The organism is Nonomuraea sp. B10E15 (assembly GCF_039871615.1).
Lineage (GTDB): Bacteria > Actinomycetota > Actinomycetes > Streptosporangiales > Streptosporangiaceae > Nonomuraea.
On sequence record NZ_JBDPMB010000004.1, the window covers coordinates 99,104 to 118,309 of the forward strand.

General features: G+C 74.0%; 17 protein-coding genes. 10 read left to right on the forward strand and 7 right to left on the reverse strand.

Going from position 1 to position 19,206, the window contains the following annotated elements; all coding sequences use genetic code 11:
• Nucleotides 1-948, reverse strand: coding sequence for an alpha/beta hydrolase (locus tag ABGB14_RS16055; protein ID WP_347644447.1), 948 nt, complete (start codon nucleotides 946-948; stop codon nucleotides 1-3).
• On the opposite strand from ABGB14_RS16055, the gene ABGB14_RS16060 reads away from it, so the two are divergent.
• The gene (locus tag ABGB14_RS16060) at nucleotides 889-1,125 is read left to right on the forward strand and encodes a hypothetical protein (protein ID WP_347644798.1); all 237 of its coding nucleotides are present in this window, start codon (nucleotides 889-891) and stop codon (nucleotides 1,123-1,125) included. The two genes, ABGB14_RS16055 and ABGB14_RS16060, sit on opposite strands and share 60 nt — an antisense overlap.
• 517 nt (nucleotides 1,126-1,642) lie before the next feature.
• Here the strand turns inward: ABGB14_RS16060 and ABGB14_RS16065 are convergent.
• The gene (locus tag ABGB14_RS16065) at nucleotides 1,643-2,206 is read right to left on the reverse strand and encodes a TetR-like C-terminal domain-containing protein (protein WP_347644448.1); all 564 of its coding nucleotides are present in this window, start codon (nucleotides 2,204-2,206) and stop codon (nucleotides 1,643-1,645) included.
• A gap of 182 nt (nucleotides 2,207-2,388) precedes the next feature.
• Between ABGB14_RS16065 and ABGB14_RS16070 the strand changes: the two genes are divergently transcribed.
• Together ABGB14_RS16070 and ABGB14_RS16075 are read left to right on the forward strand one after the other, a co-directional pair.
• A complete protein-coding gene (locus ABGB14_RS16070) occupies nucleotides 2,389-3,555 on the forward strand; it encodes an MFS transporter (RefSeq protein ID WP_347644449.1) in 1,167 nt (388 codons plus the stop codon).
• Between the two features lie 57 nt (nucleotides 3,556-3,612).
• The gene (locus ABGB14_RS16075) at nucleotides 3,613-4,413 is read left to right on the forward strand and encodes an alpha/beta hydrolase (protein ID WP_347644450.1); all 801 of its coding nucleotides are present in this window, start codon (nucleotides 3,613-3,615) and stop codon (nucleotides 4,411-4,413) included.
• Nucleotides 4,414-4,611: 198 nt separating this feature from the next.
• Here ABGB14_RS16075 and ABGB14_RS16080 read toward each other — a convergent pair whose 3' ends face one another.
• The 3 genes from ABGB14_RS16080 to ABGB14_RS16090 all read right to left on the reverse strand — a co-directional run bounded on the left by ABGB14_RS16080 (nucleotide 4,612) and on the right by ABGB14_RS16090 (nucleotide 6,362).
• Nucleotides 4,612-5,184, reverse strand: coding sequence for a TetR/AcrR family transcriptional regulator (locus ABGB14_RS16080; protein ID WP_347644451.1), 573 nt, complete (start codon nucleotides 5,182-5,184; stop codon nucleotides 4,612-4,614).
• Between the two features lie 72 nt (nucleotides 5,185-5,256).
• Nucleotides 5,257-5,793: a hypothetical protein gene (locus ABGB14_RS16085; RefSeq protein ID WP_347644452.1), complete on the reverse strand. Its 537-nt coding sequence runs from the start codon at nucleotides 5,791-5,793 to the stop codon at nucleotides 5,257-5,259.
• Nucleotides 5,790-6,362, reverse strand: coding sequence for a helix-turn-helix domain-containing protein (locus ABGB14_RS16090; protein ID WP_347644453.1), 573 nt, complete (start codon nucleotides 6,360-6,362; stop codon nucleotides 5,790-5,792). The genes ABGB14_RS16085 and ABGB14_RS16090 overlap by 4 nt, the downstream gene beginning before the upstream one ends.
• A gap of 9 nt (nucleotides 6,363-6,371) precedes the next feature.
• Here ABGB14_RS16090 and ABGB14_RS16095 point away from each other — a divergent pair, with 9 nt between their 5' ends.
• Nucleotides 6,372-7,412: a diacylglycerol kinase family protein gene (locus ABGB14_RS16095; RefSeq protein ID WP_347644454.1), complete on the forward strand. Its 1,041-nt coding sequence runs from the start codon at nucleotides 6,372-6,374 to the stop codon at nucleotides 7,410-7,412.
• A 391-nt stretch (nucleotides 7,413-7,803) separates the two neighbouring features.
• A complete protein-coding gene (locus tag ABGB14_RS16100; protein ID WP_347644455.1) occupies nucleotides 7,804-9,072 on the forward strand; it encodes a family 43 glycosylhydrolase in 1,269 nt (422 codons plus the stop codon).
• Here ABGB14_RS16100 and ABGB14_RS16105 read toward each other — a convergent pair.
• Nucleotides 9,054-10,619, reverse strand: coding sequence for an AMP-binding protein (locus ABGB14_RS16105; protein ID WP_347644456.1), 1,566 nt, complete (start codon nucleotides 10,617-10,619; stop codon nucleotides 9,054-9,056). The two genes, ABGB14_RS16100 and ABGB14_RS16105, sit on opposite strands and share 19 nt — an antisense overlap.
• A 128-nt stretch (nucleotides 10,620-10,747) precedes the next feature.
• On the opposite strand from ABGB14_RS16105, the gene ABGB14_RS16110 reads away from it, so the two are divergent.
• The 5 genes from ABGB14_RS16110 (at nucleotide 10,748) to ABGB14_RS16130 (ending at nucleotide 18,904) form a co-directional block, all read left to right on the forward strand.
• On the forward strand, nucleotides 10,748-12,400 hold the full coding sequence (locus ABGB14_RS16110) for a serine/threonine-protein kinase (RefSeq protein ID WP_347644457.1): 1,653 nt from the start codon (nucleotides 10,748-10,750) through the stop codon (nucleotides 12,398-12,400).
• On the forward strand, nucleotides 12,397-13,917 hold the full coding sequence (locus ABGB14_RS16115; RefSeq protein WP_347644458.1) for a hypothetical protein: 1,521 nt from the start codon (nucleotides 12,397-12,399) through the stop codon (nucleotides 13,915-13,917). Before ABGB14_RS16110 ends, ABGB14_RS16115 begins: the two co-directional genes overlap by 4 nt.
• On the forward strand, nucleotides 13,914-15,845 hold the full coding sequence (locus ABGB14_RS16120; protein ID WP_347644459.1) for a hypothetical protein: 1,932 nt from the start codon (nucleotides 13,914-13,916) through the stop codon (nucleotides 15,843-15,845). The genes ABGB14_RS16115 and ABGB14_RS16120 overlap by 4 nt, the downstream gene beginning before the upstream one ends.
• The gene (locus tag ABGB14_RS16125; protein ID WP_347644460.1) at nucleotides 15,835-17,559 is read left to right on the forward strand and encodes a protein kinase; all 1,725 of its coding nucleotides are present in this window, start codon (nucleotides 15,835-15,837) and stop codon (nucleotides 17,557-17,559) included. Before ABGB14_RS16120 ends, ABGB14_RS16125 begins: the two co-directional genes overlap by 11 nt.
• Before the next feature lie 196 nt (nucleotides 17,560-17,755).
• Entirely contained in the window at nucleotides 17,756-18,904 is a 1,149-nt protein-coding gene (locus ABGB14_RS16130; protein WP_347644461.1) for a serine hydrolase domain-containing protein, read from the forward strand.
• On the opposite strand, the gene ABGB14_RS16135 is transcribed toward ABGB14_RS16130, so the two are convergent.
• Nucleotides 18,858-19,121 carry a hypothetical protein gene (locus ABGB14_RS16135; RefSeq protein WP_347644462.1) on the reverse strand — a complete coding sequence of 88 codons (264 nt, stop codon included), beginning with the start codon at nucleotides 19,119-19,121 and terminating at the stop codon, nucleotides 18,858-18,860. The two genes, ABGB14_RS16130 and ABGB14_RS16135, sit on opposite strands and share 47 nt — an antisense overlap.
• Between the last annotated feature and the right edge of the window lie 85 nt (nucleotides 19,122-19,206).

The following is a 19,206-nucleotide window of genomic DNA, read 5'->3' on the forward strand; positions in this document are numbered from 1 at the left end:
TCAGAGTGGCGCGCCAGGTGAACGCCGCTCGGTCCGGTCGACGTTCTTCGGGGTCACCCGTGACCGGCCGGTCATGGACAGGCCCGCGTTGGCGGCGGCGGCCACCTGGGCGGGGTGGGTGAGCTGCGGGTGGTGCCCCGCCCCCTTGACGATGGTGACCGGGACGTCGAGGGCGTCGCCCACGAGCGGGTCGTGTTCGCCGGCGACGACGCGTACGGGCACCGGGCAGGTGGCCGCCAGAGCGCGCAGTTCGGCCCGCTCGGCCGGCCGCTGCGCTCCTGCCAGCCGGCGCGCGGTGCGCCGCGCGACGCCAGGACGCCGCACCTGGGCGGCCGCGCTCTCCAGCGCCGGCCCGGCGGTGGCGCCGGGGCCGAGCAGCGCCCTGGCGAGCCGCGCGGCTGAGGCCGCGCGCAGCAAGGGGCCGGCGAGCACCCCGGTGCGCTGGGGCCATGGCGGGCGGCGCTGGAGGAAGTAGGGCGAGACGAGCACGAGACCGGAGAGCCGTTCGGGATGGGCGTGCGCGTAGCGCAGCGCGGGCGCGGCGCCCGCCGAATGTGCCACGAGGACCGGCCGGGTCCGTACGGGAGCCAGGAGCGCGGCGAGCCAGGCGGCCGGACCGGCGCCAGCGCGCCGGCCGACGAGGTGTCGTAGCGGTCCTCCGACAGGAAGTCCAGCGACTCGGGCTCGGCTCCGGTCAGCGCGCGGGGCAGGCGGCGGACGAGTCCGGCCGGCAGGAGCACGCGCGGTCCGCGCAGCCCGAGGTGCCGTGCCAGCAGCGCCATCAGCTCGGGCAGCTCGGAGGTGTCGTCGTCGAGGACCCAGTGCGCGCGGAAGGGCCCTCGATCGTGCTCGGGGACGGCGGCCAGGAAGCGGGCCAGGTGGTCGGCGGTGACCACGGGCACGTACGTGTGCCGCGAGCCGGGCAGCGCCGGGAGCCGTCCCGACCACAGGCGCTCCACCAGGCCGGCCAGGCCGAGGTACTGGTCGGACTCGCCGGTGGCCGAGTGGCCGATCACGGTGGCGGGATTGACCACCGTCAGGGGGATGCCCCGTTCCGCCGCCGCCCTCCGCACCGTGGCGTCGCCCTCGCGCTTCGAGGCCTCGTACGCGCCCAGGCGCCGGTAGAGCCCGGCCAGGTCGTGCTCGGAGGGCGGCTCGCCCGCCCCCACGCGGTATCCGGAGATGTGGACCAGGCGCCGCAGGCGCGGGCGGGCGGGCGGCCCAGCGCAGGACGTTCACGACGCCGTCGACGTTGACCCGCCGGGCCTCGTCGCGGCCCAGGCCGAAGCGGTACACGCCGGCGGTGTTGAAGACGTCCCGTACGGAGTCCAGCCGGGCCTCGTCCTGCGGCGCGAGCGCGCCCCGGTGACCAGAGTGTCCGGTTGGTCCATGATGAAGCTCTTCTCTAGACCGATCTACATATTCTGAGGGCCGCGACGTTGACGCGGGACGCACCGCTGTCACCAGGTCAGCCATGGGGGGTGGTGCCGTCGCTGACACCAGACCCTCGCTCAGCACGCATCGATGAAACAGGAACCGGGCGGCGGCCAAGGGCGCACCGGGGTTCGCGCGCCACCAGGTCGGGGCGACGAACCGGGTGTGCGCATGTTCGCCCGGTCGGGGGAACGCGGTGTGGGTGTCGTCAGTCCGGCAGCAGGTGTGACACCAGGGTGCGTGCCCATTCGGGAGTAGGGGCCTGGTCGGTGAAGACGGCGCGGTAGTAGAGGGGGGCGAGCAGGGCGTCCGTGGCGCGTTCGATGGGCGGGGTCTCGTTACCCCGGGCCTGTTCCCGTTCGAGCATGGCTTCGAGCTGCCGCTGGCGTTCCGCGCGGCACGCGCTGGCGTTCTCACCGCCCGTGCCGACGATGGCTCGCACCAGGGTGAGGGTGTCCGGGTCGCTGAGGTCCTTGGCGAGGTCGGAGGCGAAGCGTTCGAGGTCCTCGCGCAGGCTTCCGGTGTCCGGCACCACGATATCTCCGGAGAAGCGGCTGGTCGCGACGTCGGCGAGCAGGTCTCCGACGGAGCCCCAGCGGCGGTAGACCGTGGTGGCGTGCACGCCTGCGCGGGCGGCTATCACCGGGATCGTGAGTTCGCCGGCCTCGTCGCCGAGCAGTTCGCGGACGGCCTGGTGGACGGCGGCGCGGACCCGGGCGGAGCGGCCGCCGGGCCGGCTCTCGGTGCGAGATGAGGAAGGCGCAGGACGCATGCGACCAGTATCGCACTGATCACTGCTTTTTAATCGCAATGATCACTGCGTTTGTGTTACCTTGAAGCCACTAACGCAACGATCACTGCGAGATGTTCATGTCTGTTGAGCCTTCTGACCTCCCCGCACCGCTCGTCGGCGGTCCGCACTTCCGCGTGCCTCGGAAGGGGGCCTTCTCTTCCGTGGCCGCCGTCCTCGTGCTCTTTCTGGCCGCGTCCAGCGCCCCGTCCCCGATCTATGTCATCTACCAGCAGCAGTGGCAGTTCGCGGCGTGGGTTCTGACGGTCGTCTTCGCCCTGTACGTGTTCGGCCTGCTCGGCTCGTTGCTCGTCGTCGGAGCACTGTCCGACCATCTCGGCCGCCGGCCGGTGCTCGCCGCGACGATCGCACTGGAGGTGATCGCGCTCGTCCTGTTCCTGGTCGCAGGGAACGTACTCGTCCTGTCGGCCGCTCGGGTGTTGCAGGGCATCGCGACCGGGGCGGCGACGACGACGCTGAGCGCCACGCTGGTCGATCTCGAGCCGTCCCGGGGGCGGGCGGGCGTCGTCACCTCGGTGGCTCCCCTGACCGGGCTCGCTGCCGGTGCTCTCGGCAGTGGCGCGCTGGTGGAGTCCGGCCCCGCCCCGACCCGGCTGGTCTACGCGCTGCTGCTCGGCGGGATGCTGCTGGCGGCGGTGGTCGTCGCCCTCGTCCCGGAGACGTCGCCGCGCCGGCCGGGAGCCGTCGCCTCCCTGCGACCCCGGGTCGCGATGCCCGCGCACCTACGCGCCGACATCGTCCCAGTGGTGCCGGCGATGATCGCCACCTGGGCCCTGGCCGGGATGTACCTCTCGCTCGGCCCGTCCGTCGCGGCCGAGTCGCTGGGGCTGCACAACCACCTGATCGGCGGCGTCGTCGTGACGCTCCTGGCCGGAACCGGAGCACTCGCGGTCTTCCTGCTCCGCTCCCGGCCCGCCTCCTGGCTGCTGGCTCCCTCGTCCGCGATGCTCGGGCTGGGCACCCTGATCTCGCTCGGTGGGGTCGCGCAGGGCCTCGCCTGGCTCGCCGCCACCGGCACCGTCGTCGCGGGTCTCGGCTTCGGCGCGTCGGTGCTGGCGACGTTCGGCACTTTCGCCCGGATCGCCAGGCCGCACGAGCGCAGCGCGGTCTTCGCCCTGGCGAACACCATCAACTACCTGGGCAACAGCGTGCCCGCCGTACTCGGCGGAATCGCCGTCACCGCCCTGGGACTGAGGACCGCCACCATGATCTACGCGCTGGCCATCGCGGTGATCACGTTCTCCGCCTTCGCCCTGCGCCTGAACCAGCTACGGGCCGAGCGCCGCACCGTCATGGCCACGTGCGGGTGAGAGCCCGCGCCCGCCCTGCTCCACCAGCACATGCGTAACAAGTGACAAGGAGACATCGTGACGGAGACAAGCAGGAGCAAGAAGCACCTGGGGGTCCGGCGAGCGGACCACACGACCATCCGGTACACGGCCAGCGGTCCGGCCGGAGGACCGACCCTGGCTCTCATCCACGGCTGGGCGTGCGACCGCGGCGACTTCGACGCGGTGACCGACCATCTGCCCAAGAACCACCGTGTCCTCGCGATCGACCTCGCCGAGCACGGCGAGTCGCGGTCGACGCGGAAGCTATGGACGATGGAGGAGTTCGCCCGCGACGTGGCGGCCGTGCTGGAGGCCGAGTCGGTGGACAAGGCGGTCGTGGCCGGGCACTCCCTCGGTGGGGCGGTCGCTGTCGAGGTCGGCCGGCTGCTTCCCGATACGGTCTCGCGGGTGGTGGCACTCGACGCGCTGCACTATCTGTCCCTGTTCCCGGCGATGAGCGAAGAGCAGGTCGAAGCGATGCTGCGCCTGTTCCAGGAGGACTTCGCCGCCGGGGTGCGGGGCCTCGTCGAGGGAGGCTCGCCGGCGGGGACCGATCCGGCTCTCAAGGAAACGTACTTCGAGAAGATGGTCGCCGTACGGCAGCCCGCGGGGCTGCGTTCCCTCGAAGGGCTCATGCGCTGGGACATGGACGCGGCGCTGCGCGAGACGAAGCAGCCGATCACCGTGTTCGCGATCCGTGACCTGGTGACGCAGGAAGCGATCGACCGCTACGGGGACCGGCTCGACATCGTTCTCATCGAGCTGGGCAGCCACCACTTCCCGGTGGAGGCGCCCGAGGGCACGGCGAGGCTTCTGGCCGATGTGGGAACCGACTGATGAGACCGCGACTCATTCGGCCAGTCGGCGGTAACACATGAGGGCTGCAGCGATCGCCACGAGGGACGCGCAGTGATCAGCCCGGCGCTCGTAGCGCCGGTGTGAACGGCGGCAGCCGCGAACGAACTGACCATCAATGATCAATGAGTCGGTCCAAGGCGGTGACCGAGCCGGTGACCGAGGCCGTGAGCGCCGCGCTCAGGCGCCGAGCAGGACCGCCACCACCCGTCGCGCCCGCTCGACGGGCACCAGGCTGCGCCGGGCGCGGGCCAGGACGAGTGCCCCCTCGATCAGGGCGAGCAGGGAACCGGCCAGGTCCTCGGCCTCCGCAGGAGGGCGTCCGTCGGCGACCAGGCGGTCGGCCAGCGCCCGCTCCCAGCCGTCGTAGGCGTCGGCGCAGACCTGCTGGAGCGCGTCGTGGGTGGCCGCCACCTCCAGGGCGACCGTGGCGATCGGGCAGCCCTTCGCATAGCCGGCCGCCTCCATCCGGCCGGCCAGCGCGTCCAGCACGGCGTCGATGAGCGCACCGGTGCCGGCGGCCTCGTCCGCCAGGCTCCTGATGAGGGCGTCGACCTCCCGGCCGGACGCGGCGACGGCCTCGGCCGCCAACTGCTCCTTGCCGCCGGGGAAGTGGTGGTAGAGCGAGCCCCTGGGCGCCCGGCCTGCGTCGATCACCTCGTTGAGGCCCGTGCCGTAGTAGCCCCGCTCCTCGACCAGCATGCGCGCGGCGTCGATCAGCCGCGCCCGCGTCTGGTCTCCTTTGACAGCCATGAAGGAAGAGTAGACCGATCTACATATTCTGTCCATCCGGCGTGACGACGGGCTGCCGCGCCGCGGCGGGCGTCACGCCGGCTTCCGGGAGCTCTCCATGGCGCCGGGCTGCAGGTAGGAGAGCAGGAGCTTGATCAGGAGCACCGGCGTGAACCAGGCGACGGCCTGCGGGACGGTGACCAGCGTGAGGCCGAGCACGGCGATCGCGAAGGCCGCCGGGTGGCGCACGCCCGGCGGCGCGAACTGCAGGACGGCGGCCCCTCCCCACGCGATCAGGTAGATCGCCAGGGCGGCGCCCCAGGTGAACCCCGGGACGAGCCACGCCATGAGGAAGGGTTGGACATGGATGCCGACGAAGATCAGGTGATGCCTGGCCGTCCGGCCGGGGGCGTGGTATTTGCGCTTGGCCGCCGCCGTGGCGTTGACGACGGCTCCGCCGTACAGGTCGAGGGCGACGATCGTGATGACCACGACCGCCGGCCAGGGCCAGTGCGCGTCCAAGGCCCGGTGGAGCGCGAGCGCCGCGCCGGCCACGGCTGCGCCGTAGCAGAGGAGCCGGTCGACGCCGGTCGCGCCGGGCGCTATCAGGACGTCGTCGATCCGGCTCATCGCAGGCTCCGCACGCAGATCTGGACGATCGGCCCGGCCAGCTCGCCCAGGTCGAGCTCGGGGTCGGCGAGGCACTGCACCAGGCAGCCCTCGACCGCGCCGACGATGACGGCAGCGGCGTGATCGGGGTCGAGACCGGGGCGGATCGCGGCCCGGCACAGCAGGCCGGCGACCGTCGTGCGGTAGTCGCGGTAGAGGCCCGCCATGTCCAGGCCCGCCATGTCCAAGGGGGCGTTCCACACGTCGAGCTGGACGCGGGCCAGGTCGGCATCGGCGACCAGCATCGTCAGCGTGGCGCCGATCAGCTCCTCCAGCCTGTCGAGCGGGTCGGCGCCGGCGTCGGCATGTGCCAGCAGCGCGGCGACCCGGGCGGCGTGCGCTTCGAACGCGGCCTTCAGCAGCTCGTCGCGACTGTCGAAGTACAGGTAGACGCTGCCCTTCGCGATGCCCGCCTCGGCGGCGACGTCGTCGATGCGGGTGGCCGCGAAGCCCTTGCGGGCGAACATCCGGACGGCGGCGGCCAGGATCTGCTCCCGCCGCTCGGCCTTGTCGACTCTCTTGGGGGTCATGCCACAATAATGACTGACTGGTCAGTCATTATCAAGCGGGCGGTGCGCGCGCGGCGGACGGGCCCGGCCCGCGAAAGCACGCGCGGCGCGCCGGGTTTCGCCGGGCCTGCCGGGGGAACCGGGGCGGACCAGGGCGACGGAGAGGCGGGCGAGATGGCGCGCAGGCTGATGGCGATCGGCAATCCGGCGGCGGGCGGCGACGACGACGAGACGCGGCAGGCGGTGCTGCGCACGCTGGAGAGCGAGGCCGACGTCGTGGCTCCCGTCGTGGCGGCGCCCGGAGACGTCGACCGCGTCCTGGCCCGGCACCCCGGCCGCGACCCCGTGGTGCTGGGCGGCGACGGGACCCTGCACGCGGTGCTGGCGGCCCTCTTCGCCCGCGGCGAGCTCGCCGACCGGCCGGTGGGGCTGGTCCCGATGGGCACCGGCAACGACCTGGCGCGCTCGCTGGGCCTCCCGCTGGACCCGGAGAAGGCCGCGCTGCTGGTGCTGCGCGGCACCGAGCGGCCGCTCGACCTGCTGGTCGACGACGAGGGCGGGATCGTGATGAACGCCGTGCACGTCGGCGTGGGCGCGCTGGCCTCGCAGCAGGCGGCCCCGCTCAAGCCGGTGCTGCGCCGGGCCGCCTACTCCGCGGGCGCGCTGCTCGCGGGGATCCGCAGCCGGGGCTGGCGCCTGCGGGTGCGCGCCGACGGCGTCGTCGTCGCGTCCGGCCGCCGGCGCGTGCTCATGGTGGGCGTCGGCAACGGCGCCACGATCGGCGGCGGCACCCCGCTGGCGCCGGACGCGTGCCCGGACGACGGGCTGGCCGACGTCGTCGTCTCCTTCGCCGTCTCCCCCTGGGCACGGCTCGCGTACGGGCTGCGGATGCGGCGCGGCGAGCACCTCGAGCGCGGCGACGTCGTCACCGTGAAAGCGAGCTCGGTCGTCATCGAGGGCGAGCCCGTGCCGGCCAACGCCGACGGGGAACTGCTGCCGGCCGCGCCCGTCCGGTCCTGGACGGTACGCCCCGGAGCGTGGCGGCTCATCGCACCGGACGATGGCGCTTGACCTGAGGTGCGGCCGGCCAGTCACCCCGGACCGTGACCCTTGACCCCTGTGAGAGCATCGGTCAGGAACGCGTGATGATCGCTCGCCGGCCGTCTCGACGCGGACGCCCGCCGGCGCGCGGTGGATGGGAGGATCCCATGTCCTTGCCCGGCCGGCTCCTGCTGGTGTTACCCCTCGTGACTCCTCCGCTCCCTGAAGGAAGCGGCTTCTCGCCCCGCTTACGCGAGAGACGACGGCCAAGCCCTGACCGATGCCCGAAAGCACAAGCACCATCCGACCCGCAGGAGGCGAGGGTGCCCGAGGTTCTGCCACTGAACGCCCGGGCCCTGGCAGCCCTCCCGCTCCCGACTCCCCCATCACCTGAAGGCGACGGTCCCCTCAGGAGGCTCTGATGGCGACGTTCGCGGCAGGCGGGGGTGCGGCCGGCGCGGCGTCCGCCGCCGTCCCGCCGCCGTCGATCATCGAGGCCGACTTCCCCGACCCCGACGTCATCCAGGCCGGATCCACCTTCTACGCCTACTCGACCAGCAGCCGGGCCGGCCGCATCCAGGTGGCCGGCGCGCCGTCGCCGACCGGGCCGTGGACCGTGCGCGGTGACGCGCTGCCCGACAAGCCGTCCTGGGCGGGCGACGGCGGTTTCTGGGCGCCCGACGTGACCCGGCGCGCGGACGGGCAGTACCTCATGTACTTCACCGGCCCGAGCACCGCGACCAAGCGCATGTGCATCGGCGCCGCGCTGTCGCCCACCCCCCTCGGCCCGTTCCGCCCCGTCGGCGACGGCCCGCTCGCCTGCGACCCCGCCGAGGGCGGCGACATCGACCCGTCGAGCTTCGTCGACACCGACGGCACGCGCTACCTGCTGTACAAGAACGACGGCAACGCCGTGGGCAAGCCCGCCGTCATCTGGCTGCAGCAGGTGGCGGCCGACGGCGTCACCTTCATCGGGGCAAGGAGGGAGCTCATCCGCAACGACCGCCCGGAAGAGGCCGGCGTGATCGAGGCGCCGGTGCTCGTCAAACGCCCGTCCCGGTACATGCTGTTCTACTCGGGCGGCTCCTACACGGGCAACTCCTACTTCACGAGCTACGCCACCTCCCCCTCGCTCACCGGCCCCTACACCAAGGCGTACCGGCCGCTCATGACGACCGGCACCTTCGACGGCGCGGTGCAGGGCCCGGGAGGCACCGACGTGCTGGGCGATCGCGTCTTCTTCCACGGCTGGGTCGGCAACGCGCGCTGGATGTACACCGCGGACCTGGGCTGGGCCGGCGACCTTCCCGTCGTGCGCGGCAGCCGGGTCCGCTACGAGGCCGAGCGCGGCACGGTCAACCACGCGGAGGTCCGCACCGGCGCGGCCGGCGCGTCGCAGGGCGCCGTGGTGGCGAAGCTGGACCACGCCGACAGCTGGGTCGACATCAGGGTGTTCGCGCCGGTGGGCGGCGACTACACCGCGAACGTGGCGTACGCCGCCGGATACGGCGACGCCCAGCACGCCCTGACCGTGAACGGGTCGGCGCGGGCGACCGTGAACTATCCCGACCGCGGCTGGGACAACTGGACGCAGGTCAGGGCGACGGTCACCCTGGCCCCGGGGTGGAACACGTTGCGCCTGCAACATCTGACGCGGTGGGCGGAGCTCGATTACGTCGAGCTCGCCTGACCGGGCCCGCCGGCCGCGCGTTCCCTGAGCACGGCCTTCTGGATCTTGCCGGTCGAGGTCTTGGGCAGGTCGCAGAAGGCCACCTCCCGGGGCGCCTTGAAGTGGGCGAGGCGCCCCCTGACGTGCTCGACCAGCTCGCCCTCGGTGACGCTCGCGCCGGCGGCCAGGCTGACGTACGCGACCGGCACCTCGCCCCAGTGCGGGTCGGGCCGCGCGACGACCGCGGCCTCCTGCACGGCCGGATGGCTCACCAGGGCGTTCTCCACCTCGACGGAGGCGATGTTCTCGCCGCCTGAGATGATCACGTCCTTGGCGCGGTCGACGACCTGCACGTAGCCGTCGGGGTGGCTCACCGCCAGGTCGCCCGTACGGAACCAGCCGTCGGGTGCGGCCCTGCCGGTGGCGGCAGGGTCCCGGTGGTAGCCCACCATGACGTCGTTGCCGCGCATCGCGATCTCGCCGACGGTGGCGGCGTCGGCCGGCACGTCGTCGCCGTGCGCGTCGACGACCCGGACGCGCTGGGCGACCACGTTGCCCACGCCCTGCCGCGCGGTCAGCGCCGCCCGCTCGGCGGCGTCCAGGTCCGCCCATTCCGGCTGCGGCTGGCAGATGGCCGCGGGCCCGTACGTCTCGGTGAGCCCGTACAGGTGGATGACGTCGATGCCCGCTTCCAGGGCGCGCCCGAGCAGCGCGGGGCTCGGTGGCGCGCCGCCCACGCAGGCGAGCAGGCGCGGGTCGAGAGGGCCGGCAGGCGCGTCCTGGTGGGCCAGCAGCGACGTGAGCACGGTCGGGGCGCCGCACAGGTGGGTGACGCGGTGCTCGCGGATCAGGCGCCAGGCCTGGCCCGGCTCCACCTTGGGCAGGCAGACGTGCCGGCCGCCGGCCAGGGTGACCGCCCAGGGGAAGCACCACCCGTGGCAGTGGAACATGGGCAGCGTCCACAGGTAGCCGCTGGCCGCGTCGAGCCTGGCGTGCAGCGCCATCGCCATCGCCTGGAGGTAGGCGCCCCTGTGGTGGTAGACGACCCCTTTCGGCCGGCCCGTGGTCCCGCTCGTGTAGTTGATCGACAGCGGCGCCAGCTCGTCCTCCACCGGGATCAGGAGCGGCTCGGCGCCGGCCCGCAACGCGTCGTACGCGGCGGGCGGCAGGAGCAGCGGTCGCGCCGCGCTCGCGCCGGCCGCCGCCCGCGCCGTGGAGGCGAGGCCGTCGTCGTGCAGGAGCACCGACACCTCGGCGTGGTCGAGGATGTAGGCCAGCTCGCCGGGCGACAGGCGGATGTTCATCGGCACCAGGACGGCGCCGGCCGCCGGCACCGCGAAGGTCGCCTCCAGCGGCATGTGGCCGTTGGCGGCGAGCACGGCCACCCGGTCGCCGGGGCGCACCCCCGCCCCGGCCAGGCCGCCGGCGACCTGCCGTACCCGCTGCCACAGCTCGGCGTAGGTGAGCGTCAGCGCGCCGTCGAGCACCGCCGGGCGCCGCGCGAACACGGTCGCCGACCGTTCGAGGAAGCTCGTCGGAGTCAGCGGCTCGAACGACAGACCGGACATCCGTCCCTCCTGCCTGGGCTGTGCGAAGGGGGTGCTTGATCGATCGTCGCACGGCGAGGCCGCGCCGCGGGAGACCGCACGCATGGCATCTAAAGCGGATTTATATCGCTCCTTTCTACGCTGGCGGGATGTCGAGTGTTGAGGACCGCTTACTGGCGGGTCGCTACCGCCTCGTTTCGCCGATAGGCACCGGCGGCATGGGCACGGTCTGGCACGCGCACGACGAGCGGCTGGACCGGGAGGTCGCGATCAAGGAAGTACGGCTCCCTCCCGAGCTCGGCCCCGGCGAGCGCGCCGAGCTCTGCGCCCGCATGGTGCGGGAGGCGCAGGCGGCCAGCCGGCTCAAGCACCCGGGCATCGTCACCGTCCACGACGTGCTCACCAGGGACGACCGCCCGTGGATCGTCATGCGGCTGCTGCGCGGCCGGCCGCTCGACCGGGTGATCCGCGACTCGGGAGCGCTGCCCGTGCGCCAGGTGGCACGGCTCGGCCTCGGCGTGCTGGACGCGCTCGCCACCGCCCACGCCGCCGGCGTGCTGCACCGCGACATCAAGCCGGCCAACATCTTCGTCGGGGAGGACGGCGCACCGATCCTGACCGACTTCGGCATCGCGACGGTGGAGGGCCAGGCGACGATCACCGAGTCGGGGATGCTGGTCGGCTCCCCCGGCTACATCGCCCCCGAACGGCTGCGCGGGGAGCGCCCCGGCCGGCAGTCGGACCTGTGGTCGCTGGCCGCGACGCTGTACGAGGCGGCCGAGGGCGAGCCCGCCCACCCGGGCGGCGACGCGATGGCGGTGCTGGCGAGGGTCCTCACGGAGGAGGCCCGACCGCCCCGGCGGTCGGGATCGCTCGGGCCGCTGCTGACCCGCATGCTGGCGCGCGAGCCCGCCCAGCGCCCGGCCGCCGAGCTGGTACGCCGCACGCTGGCGAGCATCGCCCAGGACGCGGAACCGCCGCCGCTGCCCGCGCCCGCCGCCCTTCCCTCCGGGCGGCGCGCCCTGCCGTTCTCCTCCGGGCGGCGCACCCTGCCGCTCGCCGGCGGGGGCGGGCGCCGCCGGCGGCTGATCCTGGCCGCGGGCACGGCCGCGCTGCTCGTCTCGGCCGGCACGCTCGCCGTCACGAATCTGCGGGGTGAGGATCCCCCTCCCGTGGCCTCACCGCCGCCCACCGTCTCCGTCACCGCCACGTCCCCGTCCGCCGTGGCCCAGCCGGTGGAGGAGGAGCAGGCCAGGTTCCCCGCCCCGATCGACCTGTGCACGCTCGTCACCGCCGAGCAGGCCGCCGAGATCGTGCCCGGCGCCTCACCGCGCGGCGGCACGCTGTTCAAGAACGGCGACAGCACCGGATGCCGGTGGACGGTCGAGGGCAGGGGCCTGTTCGTCAGCGAGGAGCCGTTCGGCACGGTCTATCCGGAGATGTGGGACAGCCAGCCCGTCGACGCCCACGACGCCTACGTCAACCTGCGCAACCATCTGCACGGCGGCGACAAGCGGCTGATCGTCTGGACCCGCCCCTCCATCGGCGTCACCCAGCGCACGCAGTCCGACCAGACAGGCTCCACGGACGTCCCCGGGCTGGGGGCGGAAGCGCTCACCTACGACCTGCTCGTACGTCACCAGGAGGACGTCATCAGCACCACCGTCGCCTACCGGCTCAGCAACGTGCTGCTGGAAGTGACCTACACCGACATGAAGGCCGGCTCGTCGGAGCGGACCCGCGAACGCGCGCTGCGGGCGGCGCGCTGGACGGCCGCCGCGCTCGAGGAGAGGGCGGCATGAACCCGCCGGGAGACCGCTACCGGATGTCGCGGCCCGCGGGCGAGCGGGCCTTCCTCGCATCGGACCGGCAGTTGCTCAGAGAGGTGCTGATCAGGGAGGTGCCCTCGCCGCCGGAACTGCCCGGGAGCGAGCGCGACGTGCTCGCGCTGAAGGCGGTGCAGCGGGCCCGCGCCGCGTCGCGGATCTCGCATCCGGCGCTCAACCCCCTCCTCGACGCGTACGTGGCGGACGGCGCGGCCTGGCTCGTCTCCGAGCCGATCGACGGCATGCCGCTGGCGCAGGCCGTGCGCGAGCGAGGGCCGCTCCCTGCCGGGCAGGTGACCGCCATCGCCACGGACGTGCTCGGCGCGCTCGCCGCCGGCCACGCGCTCGGCCTGGCGCATCTGGGCGTGCGGCCGGACACGGTCTGGCTCACCGCGTCCGGCAGGGGCGTGCTCACCGGGTACGGCTGCGCGGTGCCCGAGCTCTTCGGGGGCGGCTCCGGGGGCACGCCGGGCTTCACCGCCCCGGAATGCCTGTCAGGAACGGGGCCCGCTCCGGCGTCCGACCTGTGGTCGCTGGGCGCCACCCTGTACCTGGCGGTCGAGGGCGTGCCCGCGTTCCCCGAGGGCGGGCTGGCGACGGTGAGCGCGGTGCTGGCGGGCGAGCCGCGCCCGCCGGTGCGCGCGAGGGCGCTGGCGCCGCTGCTGCTCGCCCTGCTCGCCCGCGACCCCGCCAGGCGGCCCGCCGTGCCGGCCGCGCTCGACACGCTCCACGGAGGCGGGCAGCGCCCGGCGCTCCGGCTGGGGGGCGGCATGGTGGCGCTGTCCGCGGCGGGGCTGAGCCTGGTGGTGGCGGCGCCGGCCGTCGCCGTGACGCTGTCGCTGAGCGGCTCCCCCGGGCCCGCGCCGCGCACCACGTACGCGCCCGTCTCGGCGTCCTCCGCCGCCTCCACCGCGGGTCCGGCGAGCGCTTCTCCTGCCGCCACGGCACCGGTCGGCACCTCCCCCAGCGCCACGGCCACGCGGGGAGGAGCCGCCTTCGCCTCCATCCCGCGACCGTGCAGCCGGCTCACCGAGGAGCAGGCGCGGGAGCTGGTCCCCGGCTACACGAAGTCCCCGCTGGAAGCGAACGAGTGCTCGTGGTCGACCCTGGACGACGGAAAGAACTCGATCATCCTGAAGGCGTTCCTGATGAAGCCGGGGCCGCTGGGCGACGGGACGGCCGTGGCCCGCGAGTACGTCATCGGCATGCGGCAGGAGGCTGCCAGCATGGCCGGCCCGTCCGCCGTGGGCGGCAGGGAGCTGCCGCCGCGCGACCTGCCGGGCGTGGGCGACCTGGCCGCAGGACGCGACAAGGTCTCGTCATGGGCCGGCGACAACAGGCTGAACACGGAGGTCTGGTTCCACGTGCGCAACCTGGCGATGCTGCTGCGCTGCGAGCGAGACGTGCCGAGCACGGTCACCGCCGACACCGACGGCTCCGTGCGCAAGTGCGCGGAGACGGCGGCACGCCACGTCGCGGAAGGGCTGACATGACCACGCTGCTCAACGAGCGCTACCGGCTGACCGTCCCCCTCGACGCCGGCGAGAGGACCACCGTGTGGCGGGCCAGGGACGAGGTGCTGCACCGGGACGTGACCGTACGCGCCCTCGACGAGCGGGACCTGCCCGGCGCCCTCGCGGCGGCACGCCTGCGGCATCCGGCGGTGGCCGCCGTGCACGACGTGTTCACCGTGGACGGCCGCTCGTGGCTCGTCGCCGAGCTGCCGGAAAGCCGCACGCTGGGCCGGCTCGTGGCGGAGCGCGGCCCGCTGCCCGCCGGGCAGGTCGCGGCGCTGGGCGCGGACCTGCTCGAGGCCCTGGTCGCCGGTCACACGCTGGGCGCGTTGCACGGAGCGGTCCAGCCGGACCACGTGCTGGAGCCGAGCTCGGGACGGTGGGTGCTCACCGGGTTCGGTACGGGGGACGCGGATCCCGCCTTCACGGCGCCGGAGTGCCGGGCCGCCAACGCGGTGCCGGTTCCCGCCTCGGACCTGTGGTCCCTGGCCGCCACCCTCCTCACCGCGACCGGCGCCCCGCTTCCGCCACCCGCCCCCGGCCGTCCCGTTCACGGGAAGGTGGCGTCCGGCCGCCCGGCCCTCGAACGGGACGTCCCCGACCGGCCGGACACCGGCCAGACCAGCGCTCACCAGACGGCGGCCGAACGGCACGACGGACCGGACACCACCCGGACCACACCCGACCTGAAGGCAGCCGCACGAGACACGCCCGAGCAACCGGAGACCGGCCAGGACGCGGCCGGCGGAAGCGTGCCGGGCCAAGCGGCCGGCGGAGGCCTGACGAGCCGGGCAGACGGCACCGGCGTTCCGGCCCCCGGAGGCCTGTCTGGCCGGACGGCCGGGGTGGGGACACCAGAGGATCGGGCGCCGACCGTACGGGTCCGTCCCGGTACCGGAGGGCAGGATCGGCGCGGAGGTGGTGATCGCCCCGCCGGCACGCTGCGCCTCGACCGCCCCGGCGCAGGTGCGGAGACGGAGGACGCGGCGGCCCGGTTGCGGCGGCTGCTGCACGAGCTGCTCGCCGAGGACCCGGCACGGCGCCCCGACGCGTGGACGGCGCAGCGGACGATGCGGGACATCGCCACAGCGGGACGGGCGGACCGCGTCACCGGTAAGACCACGGTGGAGCTGCGGCTGGGCCGGCGTCCCGCGCTGCAGGCGCGGCCGTGGGCGCTGGCGGCGGTCGCGGCGTGCCTGGCCGTCGTGGTGGCCGGAACGTCGGCGGGTGTCACCGCGGCGTTCGGCCCGGACCGTACGGCGGCCGTCGCCGCCTCCACCGCCGGGCCGTCCTCGGGAGGCGGGCGCGGCGGCACCCCGTCCCCTGCGGCGACCGGCCGCACTCCTCCGCCCGCGAACCTGCCCGCGACCCCGGTCGTCCCTCCGGGCGCGGACTCGGGGACGGGTGAGGTGACCACCCAGCCGGACATCTGCCGTCTCCTCACGGATGAGCAGCTCGCCCAGCTGGTGCCCGACAGGGATAAGCCGTTCGCGTTCGAGCAGCGGAGTTGCGACTGGAAGTCCGATCTCTCGGACATACCGGGTCGGCTGGTCTACGGGCTGAAGGTGGACGTCGAACGGAGCGGAGACCCCGCCGAGGCGCGGCGGACATTCGGTTACGCTCGCGACTCCGCCTATCGCATGGTGCATGCCACGACGGACGGCAGCATCGTCTACCGCGAGCCCCAGAAGCTGGAAGGGCTCGGCAACGAAGCATTCACGGCCGACTTGACCCACGTGGCCTCGACGAACTCGGAGCCGAGCTTCAGGGCCTCCGTGCACTTCCGGTTCAGCAACGCGGTGGTGACGGTCGAGTACGGACGGGACGTGGAGGAGGACCAGCGCATGCGCGAACTGGCGGTGCAGGCGGCCCGATGGGTCGGGGAAGCGCTCGCCCGTGAGTACTGACGCTCCGCTCGCCGGGCGCTACCGGCTGGGGAGCTCGCTGGGCGAGGGCGGCATGGGCATCGTCTGGCGGGCCTGGGACGAGCTGCTCGGCCGCGAGGTGGCCGTGAAGGAGGTGCGCCTGCCCGCCCACATGCCCGCCGACGCCCGGCAGGAGCTGTGCGAGCGCACCATGCGGGAGGCCAGGGCGGCGGGCGGGCTGGCGCACCCGTCCATCATCACCGTGCACGACGTGCTCGTCGCCGACGGCCGCCCGTGGATCGTCATGGACCTGGTGTCCGGGCCCTCGCTGGAGCGGTTGCTGGCCGGCGGCGAACGGCTGTCGCCACGCCGGGCCGCGGTGATCGGGCTGCAGCTGCTCGAGGCGCTGGCGCTGGCGCATGAGCGGGGCGTGCTGCACCGGGACGTCAAACCCGCCAACGTGCTGCTGGCGGAGGGCGACCGGGCGATCCTCACCGACTTCGGCATCGCCGTGCGCTCCGGGGAGGCGGCGCTCACCTCCGCGGACGCGGTGGTGGGCTCGCCCGGTTACATGGCTCCCGAGCGGGTGCGCAACGACCGCGCGGCCGGGCCGCCGTCCGACCTGTGGTCGCTGGCTGCGACGCTGTACGCAGCCGTCGAGGGCCGGGGGCCGTTCCACCGGGACAACCGGCTGGCGACCCTCGGAGCCGTCCTGACCCACCCGGCCCCTCCCCCGGCGCACGCGGGCCCGCTGGGGCCGGTGCTGCTGGCCGTGCTGGCCAAGGATGCCGGTCGACGCCCTGACACCGAGGCGTTCCGGCAGGCTCTGCACGCGGTGGCGCACCCCGACCAGGCCGGCGTCACCCCCGGTGTCACTCCGGACGGCACCGGGAGTGACACGCCCCGGAAACGTGCCAGGAAACATGCTCGGGGACCCGGTGGGGAGCACGGACGGGGCGGCGCCGCGTACCCGCCCGGGCAGGCCTCCCCGTCGTTCCCCGGCGGGAATGCGCCGGGCCCGCGCACCGGGCGGGACGGGGTCGACACCGTGGACCACCCGTTCCAGCCGGCCTTCCCGGCGGCCCGGCGGAGGCGACCGCTGGTGGCGGCCGCCGTGGCGGGCGCGGTGGCGGCGTCGGCGGTGACGGCTGCCGCGCTGCTGATGACGAACGCCACGACGACGACCGGCCCACCCGGCACCACGACCAGCGGGCCGACCACAGGGCCGACCACAGGACCGACCACCGGGCCGGTGACCGCGACCTCCGTCTCCACGCCGCCCCCGTCGCCCACCGCCGCGGCCGTCCCCGATCCGTGCACCCTGCTGACCGAGGCGCAGGCGGCCGCTCTCACGGGCGGCGCCCCCTCCCCCGAGGGCACCACCACCTGCTCCTGGCGGGGACGTACACAACTCGACATCAAGATCAACGGCTATCCGGAGGAGAAGACCGCCGAGGAGACCCTCGCCCTGCACCGCGCCGCCGCGGTGTCGGAGGCCGGCGTCGGCAAGGGGGAGCTCACCACCGTGACCGTTTCCGCCGTGCGGAAGGTGCCGGGCCTGGGCGATGAGGCGTTCGCGCAGGACGAGGGGACCGTCTCCGACTTCGGTGACAGCGCCGCGACCACCGTGTGGCTGAGATCCGGCCGCACCCTCCTCACGGTCACCCACACCGCGCGCGAGCAGCCGAAGGTGAGCGACGACGTCCGCGACGGCGCGCTCCGGGCCGCCCGCCAGGCGCTGGCCAACCTGCCCTGACGGCGCCACGGCCCGGCGCCGGCGGCGGTCCCGCGCGACGCCGACGCGTCGAGGGGGTCACGCGCGTCAGCCTGTGGTCGCAGCCCGGGTGCGACCAGCGTGGCAGGCGAGGTTCGTCAGGAATGAGGACGAGGACGGCCGCGGGCCCTTCGAGGATGGAGATCGTTCACCGCCGTCCCATCGAAGGAACCTCTACATGTCCCTCCTGACCGGCCGCCGCGTGGCGGCCACCGTCCTCATCGCCGCGGGACTGCTGTCCCCCCTGCCGGCGAGCGCGCAGGCGCAGGAGCATGCCGGCGTGCGCCAGGCGCTCGACGCGATGGTGGCCGCCGGCGCTCCCGGCGTCCTGGCCAGGATCGACGACGATCGCGGCACCTGGATCGCCACCAGCGGCGTCGCCGACCTGGAGACCCGCGCGCCGGTGCCGCGCGAGGCGCGGTTCCGGATCGCCAGCCTGACCAAGAGCATGGTGGCCGCGGTGGTCCTGCAGCTGGTGCGGGAGGGCAGGGTGAGCCTGGAGGAGAAGATCGCCACCCGGCTGCCCGGCCTGGTCGAGGGAGGCGACCGGATCACCGTACGGCACCTGCTCAACCACACGGGCGGCCTGGCCGACTACGCGCAGGCGCCCGGGTTCGCCGACCCCGCCCGCTTGCACAAGACCTACACCCCGCGGCAGCTCGTCGCCGAGGCCGAGCGGCTGCCGCGACCGGAGCGGGGCCGCTTCTCCTACTCCAACACCGGCTACATCCTGCTCGGGCTGCTGGTGGAGAAGGTCACGGGCCACGACCTGGGCGCCGAGCTGAAGCGGCGGATCTTCCGCCCGGCGGGCATGACGCGCACGTACCTGCCGCTGACCCGGCCGGACATCCGCGGCCCGCACGCCACCGGCTACTACCTGCCCAGGGACGCCGACCCCGAGGTGCCGGGCTCGCTCAAGCCCATCACGCGGCTGAACCCGTCGTTCGCGTGGGCGGCGTACGGGGTGGTGTCGGACGCCCGCGATGTGAACCGCTTCTACCAGGCACTGTTCGGTGGCCGGCTGGTCACGCGCGACCTTCTCGCCCAGATGCGTACCGGGGTCGGCACACCGCAGGCGCCGGTGTTCCCGCGGTACGGGCTCGGGCTCGAGTCGGCGGGGCTCACCTGCGGCGAGACGTGGGGCGCGACCGGGGCCATCCCGGGCTACCAGACGTTCGCCTTCGCCGACGCGGCGGGCAGGCGCCGGATGACGCTCTCGGTCAACGTGCACCGCAGCGATCCGAAGGTCGCGCCGATGTTGCTGGCGGGCGTCGACGCGCTCAACCGCTACTTCTGCGGCGAGCCGTACAAGCCGCCGACGAAGTGACGCCGAGCCCGGCGATCGCGTAGGCGCCGACCGCGACCACCACGTCCACCCAGCACAGCCCTCTCCCCCAGGCCAGCGGCACGGCGGCCGCCAGCGCCGCGAACGGCGCCAGCACGGCTCCCCAGAGTGCGGCCGCCGCGACCCGTCCGCGCCCCGGCGCGGGCGGGGCGGCGCCCGCCCGGTTCTGATCGGCGATGCCTGTTGCGGTTGGAGCCATCCCAGATCCGCCTCCCGTCGAACGGCTGAAAGCGCTTCGGGAGACCCACGCCTGCCCGATCGGAAACCGTCATACCGCCCATCGA

What these genes read in the sequence shown, in the direction of transcription:
- ABGB14_RS16065 (WP_347644448.1), bottom strand. Translation starts at nt 2,206, where the DNA reads ATGCGTCCTGCGCCTTCCTCATCTCGCACCGAGAGCCGGCCCGGCGGC.
- ABGB14_RS16080 (WP_347644451.1), bottom strand. Translation starts at nt 5,184, where the DNA reads ATGGCTGTCAAAGGAGACCAGACGCGGGCGCGGCTGATCGACGCCGCG.
- ABGB14_RS16085 (WP_347644452.1), bottom strand. Translation starts at nt 5,793, where the DNA reads ATGAGCCGGATCGACGACGTCCTGATAGCGCCCGGCGCGACCGGCGTC.
- ABGB14_RS16090 (WP_347644453.1), bottom strand. Translation starts at nt 6,362, where the DNA reads ATGACCCCCAAGAGAGTCGACAAGGCCGAGCGGCGGGAGCAGATCCTG.
- ABGB14_RS16095 (WP_347644454.1), top strand. Translation starts at nt 6,372, where the DNA reads ATGACTGACTGGTCAGTCATTATCAAGCGGGCGGTGCGCGCGCGGCGG.
- ABGB14_RS16100 (WP_347644455.1), top strand. Translation starts at nt 7,804, where the DNA reads ATGGCGACGTTCGCGGCAGGCGGGGGTGCGGCCGGCGCGGCGTCCGCC.
- ABGB14_RS16105 (WP_347644456.1), bottom strand. Translation starts at nt 10,619, where the DNA reads ATGTCCGGTCTGTCGTTCGAGCCGCTGACTCCGACGAGCTTCCTCGAA.
- ABGB14_RS16110 (WP_347644457.1), top strand. Translation starts at nt 10,748, where the DNA reads ATGTCGAGTGTTGAGGACCGCTTACTGGCGGGTCGCTACCGCCTCGTT.
- ABGB14_RS16115 (WP_347644458.1), top strand. Translation starts at nt 12,397, where the DNA reads ATGAACCCGCCGGGAGACCGCTACCGGATGTCGCGGCCCGCGGGCGAG.
- ABGB14_RS16120 (WP_347644459.1), top strand. Translation starts at nt 13,914, where the DNA reads ATGACCACGCTGCTCAACGAGCGCTACCGGCTGACCGTCCCCCTCGAC.
- ABGB14_RS16130 (WP_347644461.1), top strand. Translation starts at nt 17,756, where the DNA reads ATGTCCCTCCTGACCGGCCGCCGCGTGGCGGCCACCGTCCTCATCGCC.
- ABGB14_RS16135 (WP_347644462.1), bottom strand. Translation starts at nt 19,121, where the DNA reads ATGGCTCCAACCGCAACAGGCATCGCCGATCAGAACCGGGCGGGCGCC.